Source organism: Mycetocola sp. TRD_SC_2, from assembly GCF_055361225.1.
In genome coordinates this window covers 1934373-1954871 of record NZ_CM143954.1, presented here as the reverse complement: position 1 = coordinate 1954871, position 20499 = coordinate 1934373, and the positions used below count along the sequence as shown (strand labels likewise).

General features: G+C 64.9%; 24 protein-coding genes, 2 tRNA genes, 1 other RNA gene and 1 pseudogene. 21 read left to right on the top strand and 7 right to left on the bottom strand.

The annotated features are described in order from the left end of the window. Positions 1 to 71 precede the first annotated feature (71 nt). On the top strand, positions 72 to 980 hold the full coding sequence (locus ACWA1Q_RS09420) for a cation diffusion facilitator family transporter (RefSeq protein ID WP_463756894.1): 909 nt from the start codon (positions 72 to 74) through the stop codon (positions 978 to 980). A gap of 10 nt (positions 981 to 990) precedes the next feature. Here ACWA1Q_RS09420 and ACWA1Q_RS09415 read toward each other — a convergent pair whose 3' ends face one another. Together ACWA1Q_RS09415 and ACWA1Q_RS09410 are read right to left on the bottom strand one after the other, a co-directional pair. After that, positions 991 to 1749 carry a DedA family protein gene (locus tag ACWA1Q_RS09415; protein WP_463756892.1) on the bottom strand — a complete coding sequence of 253 codons (759 nt, stop codon included), beginning with the start codon at positions 1747 to 1749 and terminating at the stop codon, positions 991 to 993. A 55-nt stretch (positions 1750 to 1804) separates the two neighbouring features. Beyond that, positions 1805 to 1886: transfer RNA gene (locus tag ACWA1Q_RS09410), tRNA-Leu, on the bottom strand. A 115-nt stretch (positions 1887 to 2001) separates the two neighbouring features. Between ACWA1Q_RS09410 and ACWA1Q_RS09405 the strand changes: the two genes are divergently transcribed. From ACWA1Q_RS09405 to ACWA1Q_RS09360, 10 genes are all read left to right on the top strand, one after another. Beyond that, a complete protein-coding gene (locus ACWA1Q_RS09405) occupies positions 2002 to 3228 on the top strand; it encodes a CpaF family protein (protein ID WP_463756890.1) in 1227 nt (408 codons plus the stop codon). Continuing rightward, entirely contained in the window at positions 3225 to 4091 is an 867-nt protein-coding gene (locus ACWA1Q_RS09400; protein WP_463756888.1) for a type II secretion system F family protein, read from the top strand. The genes ACWA1Q_RS09405 and ACWA1Q_RS09400 overlap by 4 nt, the downstream gene beginning before the upstream one ends. After that, a complete protein-coding gene (locus tag ACWA1Q_RS09395) occupies positions 4088 to 5026 on the top strand; it encodes a type II secretion system F family protein (protein ID WP_463756887.1) in 939 nt (312 codons plus the stop codon). The genes ACWA1Q_RS09400 and ACWA1Q_RS09395 overlap by 4 nt, the downstream gene beginning before the upstream one ends. Positions 5027 to 5062: 36 nt before the next feature. Beyond that, the gene (locus tag ACWA1Q_RS09390) at positions 5063 to 5248 is read left to right on the top strand and encodes a hypothetical protein (protein WP_463756885.1); all 186 of its coding nucleotides are present in this window, start codon (positions 5063 to 5065) and stop codon (positions 5246 to 5248) included. A gap of 3 nt (positions 5249 to 5251) precedes the next feature. Then, positions 5252 to 5647 (top strand): TadE family protein, encoded by a 396-nt coding sequence (locus tag ACWA1Q_RS09385; protein ID WP_463756884.1) that lies wholly within the window; start codon positions 5252 to 5254, stop codon positions 5645 to 5647. Further along, a complete protein-coding gene (locus ACWA1Q_RS09380) occupies positions 5619 to 6107 on the top strand; it encodes a hypothetical protein (protein WP_463756882.1) in 489 nt (162 codons plus the stop codon). The genes ACWA1Q_RS09385 and ACWA1Q_RS09380 overlap by 29 nt, the downstream gene beginning before the upstream one ends. Further along, positions 6104 to 6550 carry a pilus assembly protein TadG-related protein gene (locus ACWA1Q_RS09375; RefSeq protein WP_463756881.1) on the top strand — a complete coding sequence of 149 codons (447 nt, stop codon included), beginning with the start codon at positions 6104 to 6106 and terminating at the stop codon, positions 6548 to 6550. Before ACWA1Q_RS09380 ends, ACWA1Q_RS09375 begins: the two co-directional genes overlap by 4 nt. A gap of 180 nt (positions 6551 to 6730) precedes the next feature. Then, positions 6731 to 8230, top strand: a complete 1500-nt coding sequence (locus ACWA1Q_RS09370) for a S8 family peptidase (protein ID WP_463756880.1) — start codon at positions 6731 to 6733, stop codon at positions 8228 to 8230. A 55-nt stretch (positions 8231 to 8285) separates the two neighbouring features. Further along, positions 8286 to 9083 (top strand): SDR family oxidoreductase, encoded by a 798-nt coding sequence (locus tag ACWA1Q_RS09365; RefSeq protein ID WP_463756878.1) that lies wholly within the window; start codon positions 8286 to 8288, stop codon positions 9081 to 9083. Then, a complete protein-coding gene (locus tag ACWA1Q_RS09360) occupies positions 9080 to 9415 on the top strand; it encodes a hypothetical protein (protein WP_463756877.1) in 336 nt (111 codons plus the stop codon). The genes ACWA1Q_RS09365 and ACWA1Q_RS09360 overlap by 4 nt, the downstream gene beginning before the upstream one ends. Here ACWA1Q_RS09360 and ACWA1Q_RS09355 read toward each other — a convergent pair. Further along, the gene (locus tag ACWA1Q_RS09355) at positions 9412 to 10656 is read right to left on the bottom strand and encodes an MFS transporter (RefSeq protein ID WP_463756875.1); all 1245 of its coding nucleotides are present in this window, start codon (positions 10654 to 10656) and stop codon (positions 9412 to 9414) included. The genes ACWA1Q_RS09360 and ACWA1Q_RS09355 overlap by 4 nt on opposite strands. Positions 10657 to 10718: 62 nt before the next feature. On the opposite strand from ACWA1Q_RS09355, the gene prfB reads away from it, so the two are divergent. The 4 genes from prfB (at position 10719) to smpB (ending at position 14445) form a co-directional block, all read left to right on the top strand. Further along, a complete protein-coding gene (gene prfB / locus ACWA1Q_RS09350) occupies positions 10719 to 11828 on the top strand; it encodes a peptide chain release factor 2 (protein ID WP_463756874.1) in 1110 nt (369 codons plus the stop codon). A gap of 73 nt (positions 11829 to 11901) precedes the next feature. Continuing rightward, positions 11902 to 12942 carry a cell division ATP-binding protein FtsE gene (ftsE, locus tag ACWA1Q_RS09345; protein WP_463756873.1) on the top strand — a complete coding sequence of 347 codons (1041 nt, stop codon included), beginning with the start codon at positions 11902 to 11904 and terminating at the stop codon, positions 12940 to 12942. Then, a complete protein-coding gene (gene ftsX / locus ACWA1Q_RS09340) occupies positions 12939 to 13853 on the top strand; it encodes a permease-like cell division protein FtsX (RefSeq protein ID WP_463756871.1) in 915 nt (304 codons plus the stop codon). Before ftsE ends, ftsX begins: the two co-directional genes overlap by 4 nt. A gap of 115 nt (positions 13854 to 13968) precedes the next feature. Continuing rightward, on the top strand, positions 13969 to 14445 hold the full coding sequence (gene smpB, locus ACWA1Q_RS09335; protein ID WP_463756870.1) for an SsrA-binding protein SmpB: 477 nt from the start codon (positions 13969 to 13971) through the stop codon (positions 14443 to 14445). A 21-nt stretch (positions 14446 to 14466) separates the two neighbouring features. On the opposite strand, the gene ACWA1Q_RS09330 is transcribed toward smpB, so the two are convergent. Continuing rightward, positions 14467 to 15141, bottom strand: coding sequence for an SIMPL domain-containing protein (locus ACWA1Q_RS09330; RefSeq protein ID WP_463756868.1), 675 nt, complete (start codon positions 15139 to 15141; stop codon positions 14467 to 14469). Positions 15142 to 15304: 163 nt separating this feature from the next. Here ACWA1Q_RS09330 and ssrA point away from each other — a divergent pair. Continuing rightward, positions 15305 to 15680, top strand: a transfer-messenger RNA (tmRNA) gene (gene ssrA / locus ACWA1Q_RS09325). A 96-nt stretch (positions 15681 to 15776) separates the two neighbouring features. After that, a complete protein-coding gene (locus ACWA1Q_RS09320; RefSeq protein ID WP_463756866.1) occupies positions 15777 to 16064 on the top strand; it encodes a hypothetical protein in 288 nt (95 codons plus the stop codon). A 19-nt stretch (positions 16065 to 16083) separates the two neighbouring features. On the opposite strand, the gene ACWA1Q_RS09315 is transcribed toward ACWA1Q_RS09320, so the two are convergent. From ACWA1Q_RS09315 to ACWA1Q_RS09305, 3 genes are all read right to left on the bottom strand, one after another. Continuing rightward, a complete protein-coding gene (locus ACWA1Q_RS09315; protein WP_463756865.1) occupies positions 16084 to 16782 on the bottom strand; it encodes an alpha/beta hydrolase in 699 nt (232 codons plus the stop codon). Between the two features lie 38 nt (positions 16783 to 16820). Next, complete coding sequence (locus tag ACWA1Q_RS09310; RefSeq protein ID WP_463756863.1) at positions 16821 to 17594, bottom strand: lysophospholipid acyltransferase family protein; 774 nt, start codon at positions 17592 to 17594, stop codon at positions 16821 to 16823. Positions 17595 to 17656: 62 nt separating this feature from the next. Continuing rightward, positions 17657 to 18451, bottom strand: coding sequence for an inositol monophosphatase family protein (locus ACWA1Q_RS09305; RefSeq protein ID WP_463756861.1), 795 nt, complete (start codon positions 18449 to 18451; stop codon positions 17657 to 17659). 125 nt (positions 18452 to 18576) lie between these two features. Between ACWA1Q_RS09305 and ACWA1Q_RS09300 the strand changes: the two genes are divergently transcribed. The 4 genes and pseudogenes from ACWA1Q_RS09300 to ACWA1Q_RS09285 all read left to right on the top strand — a co-directional run. Further along, positions 18577 to 18652, top strand: a tRNA-Lys gene (locus ACWA1Q_RS09300). Positions 18653 to 18809: 157 nt separating this feature from the next. Then, positions 18810 to 19601 (top strand): alpha/beta fold hydrolase, encoded by a 792-nt coding sequence (locus tag ACWA1Q_RS09295; protein ID WP_463756859.1) that lies wholly within the window; start codon positions 18810 to 18812, stop codon positions 19599 to 19601. Positions 19602 to 19617: 16 nt separating this feature from the next. Next, entirely contained in the window at positions 19618 to 19965 is a 348-nt protein-coding gene (locus ACWA1Q_RS09290; protein WP_463756857.1) for a biopolymer transporter Tol, read from the top strand. A gap of 152 nt (positions 19966 to 20117) precedes the next feature. Continuing rightward, positions 20118 to 20383 (top strand): annotated as a pseudogene (locus ACWA1Q_RS09285) (Na+/H+ antiporter NhaA); the annotation flags it as partial. Positions 20384 to 20499: the final 116 nt, after the last annotated feature.

The window sequence follows — 20499 nt, the reverse complement described above, 5'->3', positions numbered from 1 at the left end:
GAATGGCCATCATTCCTATCTGAGCGCTCAACTGGGCCACAACGCCCTGCCGGGCTTAGCGTGGAAGAACCATGACACACGATCACGCCCAGCACACCACCGACCGGCGCAAACTCGGTGTCGTCATCACCATCGTCGCCGTCGTCCTCGTCGCCGAGGTGATCGGCGGCATCCTCACGGGGTCGCTGGCGCTTCTCGCAGACGCCGGGCACATGCTGAGCGACCTCACCGGTCTCGTCATCGCTCTCGTCGCCCTCGGCATCGCCTTGCGCCCAGCGACTCAGAGGCATACGTACGGCTATCGCCGGGTCGAGGTCCTCGCAGCGCTGCTCAACGGGCTTATCCTGCTCGCAGTTGCCGTGGCAGTCGGCATCAGCGGCGTCTCCCGCCTGCTCGATCCGTCGGGGATCGAGGTGCTCGGCGTTCCGATGCTTCTCGTCGCCGTCATTGGACTCGTGGCCAATGTCGTGTCGATGATGATCCTCCGTGCGTCGGCGAAGACGTCGATCAACATGCGCGGCGCCTATTTCGAGGTGCTCGGTGACCTGTTCGGCTCGATCGGGGTCATCGTCGCAGCCCTCGTCATCCTCGCCACGGGATTCGTGCAGGCGGATGCCATCGCCTCGCTGGTGATCGCCGCCGGCATCCTTCCCCGCGCGTGGGTCCTGCTTCGCGACGTCTGGCGTGTGCTCAACCAGTCAACGCCCGTCGAGACCGATGTCGATCTGATCCGGCGCCACATCCGTGACGCTCCCGGCGTACTCGACGTACATGATGTGCACGTCTGGTCGATCACGAGCGGGCAGCACGTGTTCACCGCTCACGTCGTCGTCGAGGCGGCGGTCTTCGCCGAGGGACGCACCGGACGGATGCTCGACACGCTTTCCGAATGTCTGGCCGACCATTTCGACGTCGACCATTCGACGTTCCAGCTCGAGCCGGCGCAACACGCGGGGCACGAGCACCAGCAGCACTCGTAGAAGCGGCGGTCTACAGCTCCGGTTTCTTCTCGAACGTCTCGGCGTCGAGAACCATCTGCCGGGCTTCATCAGGATCCGTGATGACATCCTCACCGGCGGCCTCTGCGCGCTTCGCCTTGCGGCTCGACTGGACGTAGTGCCAGATCGTCGGGATGAGGGTGAGGACAACGGCACCGATGAGAATGACGTCGATGTACTCCTGAACGAACGTGGCGACGGGCGGGATATAGCCGAGGAAGTAGCCGAAGTAGGTCAGGCCGACACCCCAGATGATCGCGCCGACGAGGTTGTAGAAGGTGTACTTCTTGTAGTTCATATGGCCGACGCCCGCAGCAACGGGTGCGAACGTTCTCACGATCGGCACGAAGCGCGCCAGGATGACGGCGAGTCCGCCGAAGCGGGTGAAGAACGCGTTCGTGCGCTCAACGTTCTTGATGCTGAAGACGCCCGATTCCTTGCGTTCGAATATCCGGGGGCCGGCTTTGTGCCCAATCAGATATCCGACTTCGCCTCCGACGAAGGCGGATAGACCGATTGCCAGCGCCACCCACCAGATGTCGAGGTCGAGTCCGCCGTCACCCGCCGTGTGCATCCCATGGAAGGTCAGAATTCCCGTGATGACGAGAAGGGTGTCGCCAGGCAGGAGGAATCCGACGAGGAGCCCGGTCTCCGCGAAGACGATGAAGCACACCACGACGAGGGCCCACGGCCCCGCGGCGCTGATGATGCTCTCGGGGTCGAGCCAGGGGATGAGTCCTGTCGAAATCATGGGCAGCCGCTACTCCGTCGGTCGTCACTCTGCGTGGCCGGACGGCCACCATTTGTGCGGAAGGTGGGACTTGAACCCACACGCTCGAAAGCACAGGAACCTAAATCCTGCGTGTCTGCCAATTTCACCACTCCCGCGAACGATAACCAGTTTAGGGGCAGCACCCTCAGCAACCTGTGACCCAAAACTGGGGACCACCCTGCCCTGTGGATAACCCGAACGGACGGCGGATGCTTTCGGCAGACTTTTCCCATGACGTCGGCCGCCGAGATCATCACCAACCGCGTCCGCGACCGGGTGCGGCGCGAGGGCGTCGATCTCGCAGGTCCCAACGGTCTCGCAGAGCACTATGTGCAGGAGGAAGTTCGGCGTTACAGCGAGAGAGCCCTCGGCAGTGCTCTGCCTCTCCTGAGCGATGAGGCAGGAACCGAACGTGAGGTGGTGGCATCCCTCACCGGGTTCGGGCCGCTGCAGCCCTACCTCGATGATCCCGAAATCGAGGAGATCTGGATCAATGGACCCACTCGTGTGTTCGTCGCGAGGAACGGCATCCCGGAGTTGACGAACACCGTTCTCACCGAGAGCAGCGTGCGTGATCTCGTCGAGCGGATGCTGCAGACTACCGGCAGGCGGGTGGACCTCAGTTCTCCGTTCGTCGACGCTTCGCTGCCCGACGGGTCCCGGCTGCACGTCGTCATTCCGGATGTCACACGACGCCACATGGCGGTCAACATCCGCAAGTTCAGCAGGAGAGTACGCGATCTCGCCAGCCTCGTCGAGGGTGGGTCGCTGAGCGTGCAGGCCGCCGAGTTCCTCAGGTGCTGCGTGCTCGCCGGGCAGAACATCCTCATCTCCGGAGCCACGCAGGCCGGCAAGACAACCCTGCTCGGCGCACTGCTCTCGAGCGTGCGCACCGAGCGCATCGTCACCGTGGAGGAGACCTTTGAACTCGACCTCACCGCGTCCGACGTCGTCGCGATGCAGTGCCGGCAGCCGAGTCTGGAGGGCACAGGCGAGATCACCCTTCGGAGGTTGATCAAGGAGGCGCTGCGGATGCGACCTGACCGGCTCATCGTCGGGGAGGTCCGTGAGGCAGAAAGCCTCGACCTGCTGATCGCCCTGAACAGCGGCATCCCGGGCATGTGCTCCATCCACGCCAACTCTGCTCGAGATGCCCTCGTCAAGCTGTGCACCCTGCCGCTCCTCGCCGGCCGAAACATCGACGCTTCCTTCGTGCAACCGACTGTGGCGGGATGCATCGACATCGTCGTGCACTGCGAGATGGACCGCTCCGGTGCCAGACGTGTCACCCAGATCCTCGCGCTCAGCGGGACGCTCAACGGTTCGGTGATCGAGGCGAGCGCGCTCTTCACCATGCAGAACGGGCTACTCGAGGCGACCGGCAGCCACCCGACACGGCTCGTCAAGTTCGAGAATGCCGGTCTCAACCCGGCCGCGATCCTTCGGAGATCGCGATGATCGCTCTCGCTCTGGGAGGCCTGCTCGCTGCGGGAAGCCTGCTCGTTGCCTCGCCCTGGCTGTTCCCGCGGAGGAGCAGCGGCGCAGCGCGCGTGCGGCCACGGAACGACAGGTTTCGGTCTGCACTCGCGCTCGCTGGCCTCGGACGTGTCCCTCCAGCGGTGTTCGTCGTGGTGTCTCTGGTTCTGGCAGTCGTCGGCGGATCGTTGACCCAGGCGCTGCTCAGCGTCGGCGCTCTGTCGCTCTGTGTCGCGCTGGTGGGCGCGACCGCTCCCGCCCTTCTCGTGGCATGGAGAGCGAGGACAAGAAGATCAGCGAACCGGGCGCTGTGGCCGGATGTGGTCGATCACCTGGTTGGGGCTGTACGGTCTGGTCTGGCACTCCCGGACGCGGTGGTGAGTCTGGCGGCGAGCGGTCCTGAAGCACTCCGCTCCGACTTCAGCGCATTCGAAGCCGACTACCGTCGGACCGGGTCCTTCGGTGGCTGTCTCGATCGGCTGAAAGAGTCGCTCGCTGACCCCGTTCCCGACCGCATTCTGGAAACCCTCCGGATGGCTCGCGATGTCGGGGGCACAGATCTCACCGTTGTGTTGCGGAGCCTCGCTGCCTACCTGAGGGAAGACCTCGCGATCCGCGCGGAGGTCGAGGCGCGTCAATCGTGGATCCGGAATGCTGCCAAGCTCGGCGTCGCCGCGCCGTGGTGCATCCTCCTCTTGCTTGCGACCCGACCCGAGGCGGCCCTTGCGTACAACTCATCCGGCGGCGCTCTCCTCATCGCCGGGGGAGCAGCCGTCTCCGTCGTCGCATATCGCGTCATGCTGTCTGTCGGCCGGTTGCCGCAGGAGAAACGGTGGTTCCAGTGAGCGCAACGGTTGCGTGGGGGATTGTCTTCGGGGTGCTCTTCGGTGTCGGGGTCTGGTCGGTGCTCGCTGTCCTGCCGAGGATGGGAGGTCCAACGCTCGCCGACCGGGTTGCGCCATACATCGTCGATGTCTCGGAAGCGGCTCGGCTGTTCACCGTCAAGAGAATGGTGGACCCGCTCCCAATCCTCGGCACACTGCTTGCGCCGACCGCCCACCGGATGATCGAACTGCTGGCGCGCTTTCTCGGCGGAAATGCGGTAATCGAGCACCGGCTCGCGCAAGCAGGAAGCAACGCGAGCGTCCACCGGTTCCGGGGAGAGCAACTCGCCTGGGCCCTGGGGGGAGGGGCGGTCGGCGCCCTCGTCTCCACCCTCGGAGCGGTGAACGGCACACTCCCGGGTGCTGTCATCGCGACCGCTCCTGTTCTGGGCGGGTTGCTGGGAGCCGTCGCACGCGAAAGCCTGTTGAAGCGTGCTGCGAGGGCCCGGCTGAGCCGGATCTCGGCCGAGCTTCCCACCGTCCTCGAATTCCTGAGCTTGAGCCTGTCTGCCGGTGAGGGCATCCTCGATTCGCTCCGCCGCGTCGGAAGAGTCAGTTCCGGCGAACTGAGCGGAGAGTTCCGTGACGTCGTCGGGGCCGTGAACACCGGCATCCCCGTCGCAACTGCGCTCGCCGAACTCGCGCGGCGGGTCGACCTTCCTGCGCTGACCCGCTGCGTCGAGCAACTGGCGGCGGCCCTCGAACGTGGCTCCCCCCTCGCCGAAGTGCTGCGCGCGCAAGCGCAGGACGCCCGCGACGAAGCGAAGCGAAGCCTGCTCGAAGTCGCCGGAAAGAAGGAGGTCGCCATGCTCGTGCCGCTCGTTTTTCTCATCCTCCCGCTGTCCATCCTGTTCGCGATCTACCCCGGCGTGTTCGTCCTCCAATCCGGCTTTTGAAAGCGACTTGTGTCCCACAACGAAAAGGAGCATTCCATGAACACCCTCACCACCTGGCGCCGGTCGATGACCTCCCGGCTGAGCGATGACGAAGGAGACGTACCCGGCTGGGTGCTGATCACGCTCATGACCGCGGGTCTTGTCGTGTTGATCTGGAGCCTCGCGGGTCCGGCCCTCAGCCAGATCTTCGAGCAGGCCATCGCGAGGGTCTCGGGGATGTAACGGATGCCCCGGGAGCGCTGGGCAAGGGACGACGGGTCCGCCGTCGTCGAATTCACCTTCGTTGCCGTGCTCCTCACCGCGCTCACCCTCTCCGTGCTCCAGCTTGGGTTGGCGCTGCACATCCGGAACACGGTCATCGACGCCGCCGCGGAGGGTGCCCGGTTCGCGGCGCTCGCCGACAACGAGCCAGCCGACGGGGTCGCACGAACGAGAGAGCTCATCACGACCGCGATTGGCGCAGACTATGCGCGAGACGTGACGGCACGATCCGGGACGTTCCTCGGCCACCCGAGCATCAACATCCGCGTCGTTACCCGGCTTCCGGTGCTCGGACTGATCGGTGTGGAGAATGCCCTGGAGGTGAGCGGCCATGCCGCAGTCGAAACGCTCGACGACTGAGTGGTGCGGGCTCGTTCGCCGATATACCGATGACGAGACCGGGTCGGCTGCCCTGGAGTTCGTGACCGCGGGTCTCATTCTTCTCGTTCCCCTCGTGTACCTCGTTCTCACGCTCGCCGCAGTCCAGGGCGGCGCCCTCGCCGTCGAGGGAGCAGCGAGGCAGGCCGCTCGGGTCTTCGTCCAGGCGCCGAACCCGGAGGAAGCGGCGGAACGTGCGGCTCGGGCGATTGATTTCGGTCTCTCCGACTACGGAATCTCGCCTGACACGGCGTCGGTTGTGGTCTCCTGCAGCGGAGCAGCCGGCGACTGCCCCGCACGAAACGCCGTCGTCACCGTCACGGTGAGAGTCGATGTGCCGCTGCCGCTCGTTCCCGACGTCCTCGATCTGGCCCAGGCAGCGAGCATCCCGGTTCAGGCGACGGCGCGGCAGCAGGTGTCCCGGTTCTGGGCGGAGCAATGAACCGGATGCTGCCGCGCGCGAGGGACGAGGAGGGCTCGACCCTGCTGCTCGCTATCTTCTACGGTGCGCTGTCGCTCCTGCTGATTCTGATGGTCACGGCCGCGACGTCGCTCTATCTTGAGCGGAAGCGTCTCTACAGCCTCGCCGACGCCGCAGCCCTCGTCGGGGCCGAAGCGTTCGAGTTGTCGTCGGTCGCGATTGACTCGGGTGAGCCGACGCTCACACTCCGGTCACCTGCGGTACGGGCATCGGTCAGCGACTTCCTCGAGGAGAACCCCGTCGGAACCTTCGATGCGCTCAAGCTCGAGGACGCCGCTTCATCCGACGGCAGAAGCGCCACCGTCACCGTGTCGTCAGCGTGGCGCCCACCGGTTCTCGCGCTCTTCGTCCCCGACGGCATCCGCCTCGAAGTGACGGCCGTGGCGCGTTCGGTGTTCCAGTGATTGCCGCGCGGCGGCGTGCCTCGCTAGGCTCCGGTCACGAGACGTTCCGGGGGAGTGAGCGGGGGCGGGATAGTGGGCGGGCAGGGACCGACGTCGCCGCGGGCGAGCGAGATCCGGATTGGGATTCGATGCGCCACAAGGCCGGCTGGAAACAGCCCCCTCGCCGGCATCCTTAACGATGTGCTCCCCGGATGGACAGCCGCTCCGCTCTTCGCAGATGCAGACGGAACGTGGCTCGTTTCCGGTCGTGTCCAGGAGCGGGTGGGTACGCCGGAGTATGCGCGCCGAGCTCACTCCTTGGCGCAGGACCTGATCGACTCCGGTCGAGTCGAGCACGCTGAGGCGGACGTCCCGCTCATCGTCTGCGGCCCCACATGGGAGCAGCGTGAGCCGGTAACTCTCGGCCTCTCTGATTGCCCGCCTGGGAGCGAGCAGGCGCGGTGGGCACGGGATGCGATCCGGTGCGATGCGGCCTGGCGCATCTCGCCGGAGCGAGGAGCAGGCATCCGTATTGCACACCCGGACACGGGATACACGCTGCACCCGAATCTCGGCGTCGATGCGCTTGACCTCACGATCGACCGGGACTTTCTGGACGATGATGACGACGCTCTCGACCCCCTTCTCGACCCCGGCACCCTTCCGCTGCCATCGTCGTTCCCCGGGCACGGTACGTCGACGGCGAGTGTCATGGTCGGGCGGGGGAGCGAACAGACCGGGATCGTCGGGGTAGCGCCGGGCGCGAAGGTTGTGCCGTTGCGAGCGGTCGAGAGCGTCGTGCAGTTCTTCGACAGCGACGTCGCGCGAGCGGTGGAGCATGCTCGGGTCTCCGGATGCCACGTGGTGTCGATCAGCGTCGGCGGTCTCGGATTCTTCGGCCTCCGCGCCGCCATCGATCGGGCGGTGGCCGACGGCATGATCGTGATCGGGGCGGCGGGCAATAACGTGCGCATCGTCGTCGCCCCGGCGTCCTATGCGAATTGCCTCGCTGCCGCAGCAATCGGCCCCGGCGACCGGACCTGGCCACTGTCGTCGCGGGGGCGAGCGGTCGACGTCAGCGCTCCCGGGTGGGGCGTTCACGTCGCGGACTTCACATGGGAGGACGGCATCCCGACGCCGCAGGTAAAGCGGTCGTCCGGAACGTCGTATGCCGCCACCCACCTCGCCGGGGTGGCGGCTCTCTGGCTCGCGCACCACGGCCCGGCGGCACTGAAGGAACGCTACGGAGCGCGAGTGCAGGAGGTGTTCCTGTTTCTTCTGAGAAACGGTGGCTCCCGCATCCCGGAGGGATGGGATGCCGCCGCATATGGCACGGGGATCGTCGACGCGGCGTCGCTGCTCGCGGCCCCGCTTCCCGCCGAGCGTGAGCTCGAGCAGAGCGCGCGGCGCGGGGAGTCTCCGCTGACACGACTCAGCACGATGGTGGGTTCGAACGCGGGTGAGTTGGAGCGACGATTCGCCGGGCGACTGGGAATCCCCGAGGCCGAGATCGACTCGGTGGTCGGACGCTTCGAGCGGGAGCTGGCGTTTCACCTCGTTGACTCGCCAGCGTTCTCCGACCACCTTCTCGCTGGTGAGAGGGCGACGGCCCAGACGGCGGCACAGGCGGCGGCCCTCGGCATGCCAACCTGTTCGCCGCAGTTCGCGTCGAGGTTCCTGCCTGACTGTCAAGGGACTTGAGACGGGTCACCGGCTGGTGTTGCGTGGAGGAACCGACTCAATCTGGAGGTTTCGCATGACATTCGACCCGAAGTTCGCCATCGTCACCGGTTCCGATTCAGGGATCGGCCGAGCGACGGCAGTGGCGCTCGCCGAAGCAGGGATGGACATCGGCATCACGTGGCACACCGATCAGGAGGGCGCGGAGGACACGGCGAAGGAAGTTCGCGCCTTGGGCCGGAACGCTGTCGTGGCGCAGCTCGACACGACAGACCTGGACGGTTGCGGAGACGCGCTTGACCGGCTGACGGACGAACTCGGAGGCCTCGACGTCTTTGTCAACAATGCGGGGACCGGTGACAATGTTCCCCTCGTTGACATGACCCTGGACCAGTGGCGTCACACGGTGGCCGCAGACCTCGACGGCGCGTTCGTCTGCATCCAGCGAGCGGCGAGGCGGATGATCGCGGCAGGCAATGGTGGCCGGATCATCGCCGTGACAAGCGTGCACGAACACCAGCCCCGCTACGGATCGAGCGCGTACGACGCTGCGAAGCACGGACTCGGCGGGCTGATCAAGACCGCGGCTCTGGAACTCGGCGAACACCAGATCACGGCGAACTCGGTGGCTCCCGGCGAGATCGCCACACCGATGACCGGCCAGACCGATGAGGACCCGCGGAACGAGGATCGCCCCGGTGTTCCGCTTGGACGGCCGGGGGATGCCCGTGAGGTCGCGGCTGTCATCGCGTTCCTTGCCTCGACGGCATCCGCCTACGTCACCGGCGCATCGTGGGTGGTCGACGGTGGCATGCTGCAAATGGGCCCGCAGGGCGGTTCACACATCACGAGCAATGACTGGCGGGAAGGATGACGACAGGCGGCAAGGACACAGACCCGACCCGGGTACGCAACCAACCGGCCCTCACCACCTCGAACGGTCTGGTCTGGATCGTTCTCGGTGCCATCCTCACGGTCATCTGTGTCGGAGTCCTGCTCGCCCTGGTGCCGCTGAATCCGACGGTCGCCTGGGTCGGCCTCGTTCTTGTTGGATTGCTCTTCGTGGCACTCGTCGTGGCCCGGTTCACGGCATCCGCCGGTCGTGGCCGACTGGTGGCGATGGCCAGCTGTTTCGCCGGAATCGCTGGAGTCACCCTGATCTGCGTCGTGATCCTCAGCGGGACGGCGTGGGGGTCGCAGCGCTAACGGCCCGGACGAGCCGGGATGTACCGCGGGATCATCCGGGCGAGGTGAATGGCGCCGAGGATGCCAAGAACCCCGACTGCTCCGGCCGCGAACGACACGGACACGAGCGCTGTGAGACCCGACACCACGAGGGGGGCCGTCGCTGAACCGGCGTCACCGGTGAATCGCCACGCGCCGAGGAACGGTGCCGGGCGACCGGGAGGCGCGAGGTCTGCGCCGAGAGTCATGAGGATGCCGCTCCCGAGTCCGTTCGCGACAGAGAGCACTCCGGCCGCGACGATGAACCACACCACGGCGTTCTGTGCGTCGTGCGTGAAGGCGAGCAGCAGCATCCCGAGACCGAGTCCGAGCGTCGACGGTACGGCACTCCAGATCCGGCCGAACCGGTCCATCACCTGCCCGCTCACGTAGAACAGCGCGAAGTCGAGAGCGCCGGCCAGGCCGATGATGAGTGCCGTGTTCGCTTCGCTCACCCCGAGGCTCACCGCCCAGAGCGGGAGGATCAGCGTCCTCGCGGCGCGCATTCCTCCGATGAGAGCGGCACCGGACCCCATCCGGGCGAGTACCCCGCGGAACGACCACAGGGTCCGGAACAGACCGTGCGGGTCGTCGGCGGACTGCGCCGCTTTCGCGCCGCGGCGGGAACGATCGACACGGCCGAACAATGACTCGGGGTCGGGCATGAGCACGAGGATCAGCACCGCGGCCAGGCATGTGATCGCCATGATCCAGAAGGCGCCCTGGGCACCGCCGGTGAGGTGGATCACGGGGACTGAGATCAGCGGTCCGATGAACAACCCGGCCCGGAACACGCCGCCGAGGGTGGAGAGCGCGCGTGCCCGGTACCGGATGGGCACGTAACTGGTCATGAACGCGTGGCGCGCGAGGGCGAAGACCGCCGTCGCGAGCCCGAGGACGAAGACGGATGCTCCGAGTACCCACGGATTCGGGGCGAGGACCGCACCGAGGGCGGCGAGGATCGAGAGGAAAGCCGCTCCGATCATCGCGGTGCGTTCGCCGATCCGGCTGACGAGCCAGCCGCTCGGGATGTCGCCGACGAGTTCACCGATCATGAGCATGCCGGCGATCACACCGGCGATGGCGAGGCTCGCTCCGAGGTTCGTTGCCGCGATCGGAATCAGCGGAATGAGCGCGCCCTCCCCGATGGAGAACAACAGCGTCGGAACGAAGACGACGATGGCAACGGAGCGGATGCTGAAGTCCTGTTTGCCGTCTGCCATGGTGGCTTCGAGTCTATTCCGACCCGCGGGGGCAACGCGCCGGACGGTAAGCTGGAGGAGACATGTTAGATCTAGACCTGAACGACCAGATCGCAGCCATCCGCACCACTTTCGCTGACATTCGCGAAGTCGTCGGCATTGACCGGCTGCGTGCAGAGATCGCCGACCTCAGCGAGCAGGCGGGTGTGCCGGACCTCTGGGACGACACCGACAAAGCGCAGAAGATCACCAGTGACCTGAGCCACCGTCAGTCTGAGCTCGCCCGAATCACCTCGATCGAGAACCAGCTCGACGACCTCGAAGTTCTTGTCGGGCTCGCGATCTCCGAGGGAGACGAGGACTCAGCAGCCGAGGCTCGATCCGAGCTGATCGACCTGCAGAAGCAGATCGGTGACCTCGAGGTACAGACCCTCCTCAATGGTGAGTACGATCCGATGGCTGCCGTCGTCACTATCCGTGCGGGAGCCGGCGGCGTTGATGCTGCTGATTTCGCCGACATGCTCTTTCGGATGTACCTGCGGTGGGCGGAGCAGCACAAGTACAAGGCGAAGGTGCTCGACACGAGCTACGCCGAAGAAGCCGGCATCAAATCGGCGACGTTTGAGATCGACGCGCCGTATGCCTTCGGAACCCTCAGCGTTGAGGCAGGCACCCATCGCCTCGTGCGGATGAGCCCGTTCAACTCCGCGGGCAAGCGCCAGACCAGTTTTGCCGCGGTCGAGGTCGTTCCGCTCATGCCCGAGACCGAAGAGGTCGACATCCCCGACAACGACATCCGGGTCGACGTGTTCCGCTCGTCGGGTCCCGGAGGCCAGTCGGTCAACACGACGGACTCCGCCGTGCGCATCACCCACCTGCCGACGGGCATCGTCGTCAGCTGCCAGAACGAGAAAAGCCAGATCCAGAACCGTGCCGCGGCCATGCGCGTGTTGAAATCGAGGCTCCTTCTCGTCCAGCGCGAGCAGGAGAACGCGAAGAAGAAAGAGCTCGCCGGAAACATCACCGCGAGCTGGGGCGACCAGATGCGCTCCTACGTTCTCGCCCCGTACCAGATGGTGAAAGACCTCCGCACGGAGCACGAAGTAAACAACCCGCAGAACGTCTTCGACGGCGACATCGACGGATTCATCTCCGCCGGCATCCGCTGGCGGAAACAGCCGACCGACGACTGAGACCGGTCCAACCCTGCGGGCGTAGGCGTGTCACGGCCAGAACACAGCCGCTGCTGCCTAGGCTCGGATCGTCATGATTCGGTTTGAGAACGTCACGAAAAAATACTCCGGCACCAAGCGCCCGGCGATCAACGAAATGAACCTGGAGGTAGCCAGGGGAGAGTTCGTGTTCCTCGTCGGCGCGTCAGGGTCAGGAAAGTCGACCTGCCTCCGGTTGATCCTCAAAGAGGAGAAGCCGTCGAAGGGGTCGATCTTCGTGCTCGGAAACGACCTCGGGTCGATTTCCAGCCGCAAGATTCCGTATTTTCGCCGGAATCTCGGGGTCGTGTTCCAGGACTTCCGTCTTCTCCCGAACAAGACGGTGTTCGAGAACGTGGCGTTCACACTCCAGGTGATCGGAAAATCCCGTGGCTACGTGCAGGAGGCCGTTCCCGACGTCCTGAAGATGGTCGGACTTGAGAACAAAGCCGACCGGTTGCCCCACGAACTCTCCGGCGGCGAGCAGCAGCGCGTTGCGATCGCGCGCGCCGTCGTCAACAAGCCCCAGATCCTTCTCGCCGACGAACCGACGGGTAACCTCGACCCGGCGACGAGCGCGGGGATCATGCAGATCCTTGAGCGCATCAACGCCGGAGGAACAACGGTTCTCATGGCCACCCACGAGGCCGGCATCGTCGACAAGATGCAGCGCCGCGTGATCGAACTCGTCGACGGCATCATCGTGCGCGACGAGCTCGAGGGTGGTTACGGCACCACGGGAATCGTGCCGGAACTCAAGCCGGCGGTCGCGAAGGGCCAATCCGCGAAGGCGGCACGGGAAGAAGTCGCCGAAGTCGCTGCACAGGCGGATGCCGAAACCCAGGCCCACCAGATCCTCATCGCCACCCCCGCCCCGCGATCGGAGCCCACTCCGACGTCGCGACGGACCCTGCCGGTTCCCACCGGTGAAGTCGAGCCTCTCCCCACAGGAGCAACGGGCGCCATTTCTCTTCCGTCGTCCGGCGAGCTCGGCGATGTCACCGACCACCTGTCGCTGGCCGAGCGCCTCGGCCTGCGAGCCGCCGATGACCAACCGGATTCCGACGATGAGCAGAGTGTGGGGCCGGTTCGATGAGGTTGTCACTGATCTGGCAGGAAGCCACCACGGGCCTCCGCCGCAACGTCTCGATGGTGATCTCGGTCATCCTCGTCACCTTCATCTCGCTGACCTTCGTCGGCACCGCCGTTTTGCTGCAGATGCAGATCGGGGAGATGAAGAACTACTGGTACGACCGCGCGCAGGTGGCTATTTATCTGTGCACGGCTGACTCGCCGACCGAAACGTGTACCGCAGGAGCGGCGACGGACGACCAGAAGGCCAGCATCACCAGCCAGCTGGAGGGCGAGACTCTCGCCCCGTTTATTGACGAGTTCTACTTCGAGGACCACCAGCTCGCCTACGAGAATTTCCAGAAGCAGTTTGAGGGCAACGAACTGGCAAGCCTCGTCGTTCCTGAACAGCTGAACGAAACCTACTGGGTCAACCTCGTCAACCCGTCACAATCCGAAGTGCTCGTCGAAGCGTTCTCCGCGACCCCGGGCGTTGAAGAAGTGACAGACCAGCGTCAATACCTCGACGCGATCTTCCAGGTGCTGAGCGTGGCCAGTTACACGGCCATCGGCATCGCCGGACTCATGCTCGTGGCCGCAGTTCTCCTCATAGCGACGACCATTCGCCTCTCGGCATACTCGAGGCGGAAGGAGATCGGGATCATGCGACTGGTGGGAGCATCGAACCGCTTCATCCAGACCCCGTTCATCCTCGAGGGTGTCTTCTCGGCGGTGATCGGTTCGATCCTTGCCGGGGCCGCGGTGATCGGTATCGTTCACTACTTCATCACCGGATACCTCGCCCCACGGATGCCGTTCGTCAACTTCGTGAACATCTCGGACGCATTCATCGTGGTGCCGGTTCTCATTCTCGTCGGGATGATCCTCGCTGCGTTCTCGGCGAACTTCGCCATCAAGCGCTACCTGAAGATCTAGACCGGCCGCGCGCGCGGCATCCGCCCTGTTGTTAGACTGATGGGCTGCCGCGCCACCGGTGCGGTATTCCATTCGAGCGGCACAGAGCCGCGAAGTCGACCGTCGGAGTGAAACCGTGCCCAGGGAACGTGGCGAGAACGTCGTAGCGACCAACCGTAAAGCGCGCCACGATTACATCATCGAAGACACCTACGAAGCGGGACTTGTGCTGAGTGGGTCCGAGGTCAAATCACTTCGTGCTGGCCGTGCATCCCTCGTGGACGGCTACGCGTTCATCGAGAGTGGCGAAGCCTGGCTCGACGCCGTGCACATTCCCGAGTACACCGGCGCGACGTGGAACAACCACCCGCCGAGACGCAAACGCAAGCTTCTGCTGCACAAAGCGCAGATCCTCAAGATCAGCCACAAGGTCGCCCCCGGCGGCTACACGATCATCCCGCTCAAGCTGTACTTCAGTGACGGCAAGGCCAAGGTCGAAATCGCCGTCGCGAAGGGTAAGAAGGAGTACGACAAGCGGCAGACTTTGCGCGAGCGCGAGGCAACCCGTGAGGCGGCTCGCGCGGTCTCCGCGAGGAACCACCTCGGCGAATAGCGGATCAGCGGCTCCCGGGGGTCACGCCGGTGGAGCAGACGCGCGCAGGTGAACCTCAACGGTGATCCGCACGGGTGACGGCGAGAGGTCCACGGGGGCGCCACCCGCCATGGCGAACATCCGGGCGTCTTCCTGCGCTGCGGGCGCGCCGCTGAGGACCGACGGTTCAGTCAACTCGAGCGGCCGGGGAGCGGCGCGTCCGAGCGAGGCCGCGTACACGGATGCTTTCTCAACGGCGTGAGCGACGGCATCCCTCTGGGCGCGCGACTCGAGTTCCCGACGCGTCAGATCCGACACCGCCCACTCGATCCCGCCGATCGTCGTCCCCTCCTGGCCCGCGGCTTCCTCCAGCCACGCGCTCAACCGGGGCACATCGATGAATGTCACGGACACCGACGCCCGGGAATGGTAGACGAGCGGCAGCCGTGCACCATCGTTGCTCCACGGACGGTCCGCCCAGACCTGCACGTCGTTCGCGCTCCACTCGATCACCGGCCCATCCGCCGCATCGTGCAGGCTCGTGATCGTGGCGACACAGGTGGCGAGGGCAGCGGTCGTCCGGTTCCGGATGTCTTTTCTGTCGCCCCCGTCGAAAGCGATCGCCAGCGACACGGTCGCCTTTTCTGCGGGGGCTTCTGCGTACGCAAGCCCTCGGACGGAGATCACCACATCATTGGCGGGAGAATGTTCGGTCATGGTGAGACCCTAGGGGATGCGACCTCCCGCCGGGGAGCTGCTCTGGTGGAAGAGCCGTCGACCGCGTATACTGGAAAGCTGGGCCGCGAGGCCCGGATGCCGGTTCGCCGGTTTGGTAACTTCACAGTGTGTGACAGCAACTCACTCTCTCAAGGGTGTGCATGGGGATGATCGGTTTCGACACTGCCTGCGCAACTGTGAGAAGCGGGTCGAGGATCCAGGGTTATCTCGTTAACGATCTCTGGAAAACAATAAGTGCCAATTCAAAGCGCACTGACTTCGCCCTCGCTGCCTAAGCGAGCGCACTAAAGAAGTCCGTCAGGCCGGGAATGCTCTCTACCCGGACCCTGGCGCCATTTAGAGAGATTGCTTCTACGTTGTGTCTGAGGGCGTAGAGGGACTTCAACTCGGGCTGGGCTTGTCGGAGTAGGTGCCAGTGGCAAATTCCGGAGCCGAGTAGAACGTCTGCACTGGCTACACCCGTAGAAGGCACATGACCACAGCAGTGGACCGGGGTTCAATTCCCCGCATCTCCACCATCAGTTGCTGTCACACCGTGAAGTTCGAGAGAGGCCGCCCGATGGGCGGCCTCTCTGCGTTTCTGCACGGTGGCGATTTCGTGGTTAGCTGGGGCGATGGCCGAATCCACGCGACTCGAACTCACTCTGGTGAAGCCGCCTCTCGGCTGGTTCCCGAAACCCACAGTGGTTTTCGGTGGCCGCGGACAGCCGGCGCAGTGGGGGACAGGCACGTGGCAGGCGCCACCTGGCGAAACAACCGTCGTCTCCGTCTTCCTGTTCAATCGGCTCTGGAAATTCGGCTATGCGGAGATCACCCTTGAGCCGGGAACACCCGTGTCATTGCGCTACCGCGCGCCGTGGCTTCCGCTCGGACCCGGCAGGCTCTCGAGCGTTCCTCTCTGATCCGGCGGATGCCGTTCCGTCAGCCCTCGAACGACGTCACCCAGTCGCGGAATGACTCGGCGAGCTGACGACGAACATCGGTGTCGTCAGCGCGGGACTTCCCGTCACCGGGCTGTACGCCGTAGTTCCCGAAATCGGCGTGGTTCGCGCCGGGAAGACGGACCGTGACGGTGCTGTCAGGAAGTGAGCCGGAGGCATCAGCGATCTTCTCGGGGGTGCTCAGCCTGTCATTGGTTGCGACGATGCTCAGGACGGGAATGCCGGTTGCTGAGAGGTCGGTGGCGCAATAGCTCCCGAACAGCGCGAGGCCGGCGACGTCATTCTCACTCGCGTACTGGCAGGCCTTGACGCCGCCGAGGGAATGACCGCCAACGACCCAGCGGGAGATTCCAGAAACGGAACTCGTGAAGTCCTCCAGCGGGCGGAGATCCGCGAGCGCGAGGTTGAGCGTTGGTTTGGTGATCACGACGGTGTGCCCGTCTTCGACAATGGCAGACAGTTTGTACATGTAGGCGTACGGATCGACCTTCGCACCCGGCACGTAGACCAGACCCGTGTCCGTGGAGCCGGTTACCGGTTGCAGGACGACGGCGTTCCCGGTGTCGGACACCGTGATGGCATCGTTTCGCCATACCTTCAGAGCAGCCTCGCGGTTCCCCGGCAGAACCTGATTCACCCACATCGCCCCCGCGATAAGGATCAGGAGAACGATCGACACTACCCAAAGCAGGGCTGCGCGGGTGCGCCGGTGGCGACTCACTTCGATTCGGCTTCAGCAGCCTTCCGGTGCTGACGCTCCGCTTCCATGGCCGCTGCCTCTTCGGGCGTCGGGGCGGCGCCGCCCAGGTGCGCAGGCTGCCACCATTTGCCGGAACCATCGACGGGATACGCGGCTTGCGCCGATTCGAGCAGAGACTCGAGTGTCTTTCGGAGGGCGAGCGTGCTCTCCTTCGCGTCCGCCGCTGCGTCGACGAAGAAAGCTGATCCAACGGCGAAACTCACCGGCGTTCGAAATGCCTCACGGAGTGATGGCTTGCGGCCCTTTGTCAGCAGGCGATGTCCACCCCACACCGCGATCGGAATGACGGGGACACCGGCTTCGGCCGCCATCCGCACGGTGCCGGTCTTCAGTTCGCGTACGGTGAACGACCGGTTCACTCCCGCCTCAGGAAATACGCCGAGCATCTCTCCCTTGCGCAGCGCGACGATCGCCTGGGAGAACGCTTCAGCGCCGGCTTTCATATCGACGGAGATGTGACGCATGCCCCGGAGGAGCCAGCCGACAACAGGCTTGTCGAACGCGCCCTTCTTCGCCATGAACCGGATCCGGCGGCGGTTGCGCCCCCACACCATCCACTCCGTCAGGGCGAAGTCCATATAACCGAAGTGTGTGATCGCGAGAACGGCACCGCCTGTCGCGGGAATGTTCTCCGCGCCGGTGACGATCTGCTTGATGCCGAGACCACCGAAGAGGGTGCGACCCGCCGCGATGGCGGTGCTGTAGACGGGTTCACTCGGGCGTGTTCTCATACAGGAATGCTAGAGGGGGTCGCTGTGAGGTTTGGGCATATGTTGCCGTGTGGTAAGGGAGGTCAGCGGGAGAGAGCTCCAAGAACCTGGTCGTGCAGGATGCCGTTTGTCGCGAGCGAACTCCGGCCGGCGATGGTGTCCGTGCCGTCGATTGCGCTGAATCGGCCACCGGCCTCACGCACGAGGATGACGAAAGGCGCGATGTCGTACTCCTTGACGTCGAACTCGCCGACGATGTCGATAAGCCCCTCCGCGAGGAGTCCGTACGACCACATGTCTCCGTAGGCGCGGTCACGCCAGACCGAGCGCGAGAGACCGATGAGGCGGTCGAGATAGCCGGCTTCGTCCCACTGGGCGATGCTCTGGAAGCTCAGCGACGCATCCTGCAATTTCTCCACGCCGGATACCCGCAGGCGCCGCGCTTGGAGACCGTCCTCCACCAGCCACGCCCCGGCACCCTCGGCAGCCCACCATCGTTTGCCGAAGGCAGGGGCGCTCGCGACACCCACAACGGGAACACCGTCGACGGCGAGGCTGATGAGCGTTGCCCAGTTCGGCACACCGCGAAGAAAGTTCGCTGTTCCGTCAATGGGATCGAGAATCCACTGTCGTTGAGTCGACCCGCCGGTACCGTATTCCTCGCCGAGAATGCCATCGCTCGGACGCTCCGCCTGCAGAATGTCGCGAAGTGCCCGCTCGACCGCGAGGTCCGCGTCGGTGACGTGCGTGGCATCCGGTTTCGTCGAAATCTCGAGGTTTCCCGCACGGAATCGGGCAAGTGAGATCGCGTCGGCCGCATCGGCCAGGCGGAGGGCGAGAGCGAGGTCATCCGCCAGGGGAGAAGGGGGCGTCGTCATGCTTTCCACGATAGTGCCGCTGGTCCGGCGGGCTGGCCCTGCGGGCGGCGTCTCGATTCGCGATTCCGGCAGGACGCATGCTAAAGTTTTCCACGGTTCACCGCGCGGTCGGTCGGCCAGGAAACGCACCTCTAGCTCAATCGGCAGAGCAACTGACTCTTAATCAGTGGGTTCCGAGTTCAAGTCTCGGGGGGTGCACCACATTCTCAGTCAACACGAGAAGAACTCCCCGAGTAGCTCGGGGAGTTTTTTGTGTCAGCGCTCCCCGTTACCCTCCCCATGTCCGGATGGGCCGGGGTGACTCGACGGACGTGTCATCCATATACTCGGCTCGTCGGGCTTCAGAGAAGAGGCAGCCATGATCCGAGGCGTCGCGCAACTGCGCACCGGCGTGTCTGTGCCGTACTATCGCGCCGGTGAGGCCGGGGGACTTCCCGTCGTTCTCCTGCACGGCTGGGGAGAATCCGCGCGAGCCTTCGATCGCCTGTTGCTGGAGCTCCCAGCCCACCGCCCCGTCTTCGCGTTCGATCAACGCGGCCACGGCGGTGCCGAGGAACCGCCTCAGGGGTACGGACTCGATGACGCTGCGCTCGATGTGATCGCCTTCCTCGATGCCATGGCCATTCGCTCAGCGGTCTTGCTCGGTTCATCAAGCGGTGGATACGTCGCCCAACAAGCAGCGGTTCTTCATCCTCATCGAGTGTCGGGGCTGATCCTGATCGGCGCGCCGCTGAGCCTGCACGGCCGGGCTCCTTTCGCCGACGAGGTCGAAGCGCTTGCCGACCCGGTCTCCCCGGACTGGGCGAAGCGGACTCTGGAACTGTTTCCCGTCCTCAATCCCGTTCCCTCGTGGTACCTCGCGGATCGAGAGAACGACGCGAGAGGGATGACAGCACGGTCGTGGCAGCGGACGCTGACGGCGCTGACCAGTGCCCGACCGCCGACCATGGCGGGACGAATCCGATGCCCAACCCTCATTCTCCGAGGTGAGGGCGACGGCCTCGTGCCGGTGCATGATCACGAGGCACTCGCGGCTGCGATACCGGGCGCGTGTCTGCTGGTCTACAAGCGGACCGGGCATCTGGTGCTGTGGGAGCGCCCGGAGCAATGCGGCGCCGACGTCTCTCAGTTCCTCAACTCCGTGGCCTGAGTCGTAGAGTCGAGCCATGATCGCCGATGATGCGAGTGGGGCCCGCCGTGAATCAACGCCCGAAGATGATGAACGCTGGCTCGTGATCAATGGTCGCCGATGGCGCCGAACCGATCCGTCGCTCCCGGCCGATGTCGTCGCCCATTTGACGTCGCATCTCGGCAGGGGACGGTCCGGTGTCCGCACAGCGAAGCAGGCTGGAGATGACGATGCCGTGGCTGCGGCGCGAAAGCGAGTAGGTCTGGCCAAAGCAGGACTCGGCGAACGCGGACCGTACTGGTGGGATAGCAGCGAAGCTAAGCGTCTCGCGCGAGCGCGGGACGCCTTGAGCGCTCTGGAAGCACTCGACGCGGACGAGGGGTGACGCCGCCAACCCACGCGGGGATCCGCATCGTCGGCGTTGCAGGAGATCGCACGATAACCAGGACGACATGAGCGAAAGCACCCTGTGAACCGTGAAATCTCCTGTATCGACTAGGCCAGGAGGAGGCGCTCTCTGCGCGCCGGGCCGACGCCGGGATCGTCATCTCCACGGACACAGCGTTCCTCGTCGGGGCGCTTGCCCTCATCGGCCCGGAGGCACCGGGTCGGTTGCGGGTGTTCCTGCGGCGCTCGCGGTGGTCGATGACATCGAGGCCCTCAACATCATCGCCCTTGTCTATATCGAGACCTTCACCCCGCTGCTGCTGGTCATCGCGGCCGTCGGTCTTGCCGCCGTCTACTTCACGCGGTATCTGCCCAACGGGCGCGGTCCCGTCTACGGGACTCTCTCGATCCTCGTGCGGCAATTCCAGTCGGACCAGAGGTCCGCTGCCGTCGCGGCCGCGTTCGGGACGACATGCTCGATGCCGAAGCCATGGACATCACCGCGGTGCCCACGTTCTTCGTGAATGGCGTA

Coding starts and splice junctions, on each gene's coding strand:
- ACWA1Q_RS09330 (WP_463756868.1), bottom strand. CDS start 15,141: ATGACCGAACATTCTCCCGCCAATGATGTGGTGATCTCCGTCCGAGGG.
- ftsX (WP_463756871.1), top strand. CDS start 12,939: ATGAGGTTGTCACTGATCTGGCAGGAAGCCACCACGGGCCTCCGCCGC.
- ACWA1Q_RS09295 (WP_463756859.1), top strand. CDS start 18,810: ATGATCCGAGGCGTCGCGCAACTGCGCACCGGCGTGTCTGTGCCGTAC.
- ACWA1Q_RS09305 (WP_463756861.1), bottom strand. CDS start 18,451: ATGACGACGCCCCCTTCTCCCCTGGCGGATGACCTCGCTCTCGCCCTC.
- ACWA1Q_RS09365 (WP_463756878.1), top strand. CDS start 8,286: ATGACATTCGACCCGAAGTTCGCCATCGTCACCGGTTCCGATTCAGGG.
- ACWA1Q_RS09390 (WP_463756885.1), top strand. CDS start 5,063: ATGAACACCCTCACCACCTGGCGCCGGTCGATGACCTCCCGGCTGAGC.
- ACWA1Q_RS09290 (WP_463756857.1), top strand. CDS start 19,618: ATGATCGCCGATGATGCGAGTGGGGCCCGCCGTGAATCAACGCCCGAA.
- ACWA1Q_RS09355 (WP_463756875.1), bottom strand. CDS start 10,656: ATGGCAGACGGCAAACAGGACTTCAGCATCCGCTCCGTTGCCATCGTC.
- ACWA1Q_RS09310 (WP_463756863.1), bottom strand. CDS start 17,594: ATGAGAACACGCCCGAGTGAACCCGTCTACAGCACCGCCATCGCGGCG.
- ACWA1Q_RS09375 (WP_463756881.1), top strand. CDS start 6,104: ATGAACCGGATGCTGCCGCGCGCGAGGGACGAGGAGGGCTCGACCCTG.
- ACWA1Q_RS09400 (WP_463756888.1), top strand. CDS start 3,225: ATGATCGCTCTCGCTCTGGGAGGCCTGCTCGCTGCGGGAAGCCTGCTC.
- ACWA1Q_RS09405 (WP_463756890.1), top strand. CDS start 2,002: ATGACGTCGGCCGCCGAGATCATCACCAACCGCGTCCGCGACCGGGTG.
- ACWA1Q_RS09385 (WP_463756884.1), top strand. CDS start 5,252: ATGCCCCGGGAGCGCTGGGCAAGGGACGACGGGTCCGCCGTCGTCGAA.
- ACWA1Q_RS09360 (WP_463756877.1), top strand. CDS start 9,080: ATGACGACAGGCGGCAAGGACACAGACCCGACCCGGGTACGCAACCAA.
- prfB (WP_463756874.1), top strand. CDS start 10,719: ATGTTAGATCTAGACCTGAACGACCAGATCGCAGCCATCCGCACCACT.
- ACWA1Q_RS09415 (WP_463756892.1), bottom strand. CDS start 1,749: ATGATTTCGACAGGACTCATCCCCTGGCTCGACCCCGAGAGCATCATC.
- ACWA1Q_RS09320 (WP_463756866.1), top strand. CDS start 15,777: ATGGCCGAATCCACGCGACTCGAACTCACTCTGGTGAAGCCGCCTCTC.
- ftsE (WP_463756873.1), top strand. CDS start 11,902: ATGATTCGGTTTGAGAACGTCACGAAAAAATACTCCGGCACCAAGCGC.
- ACWA1Q_RS09380 (WP_463756882.1), top strand. CDS start 5,619: ATGCCGCAGTCGAAACGCTCGACGACTGAGTGGTGCGGGCTCGTTCGC.
- ACWA1Q_RS09420 (WP_463756894.1), top strand. CDS start 72: ATGACACACGATCACGCCCAGCACACCACCGACCGGCGCAAACTCGGT.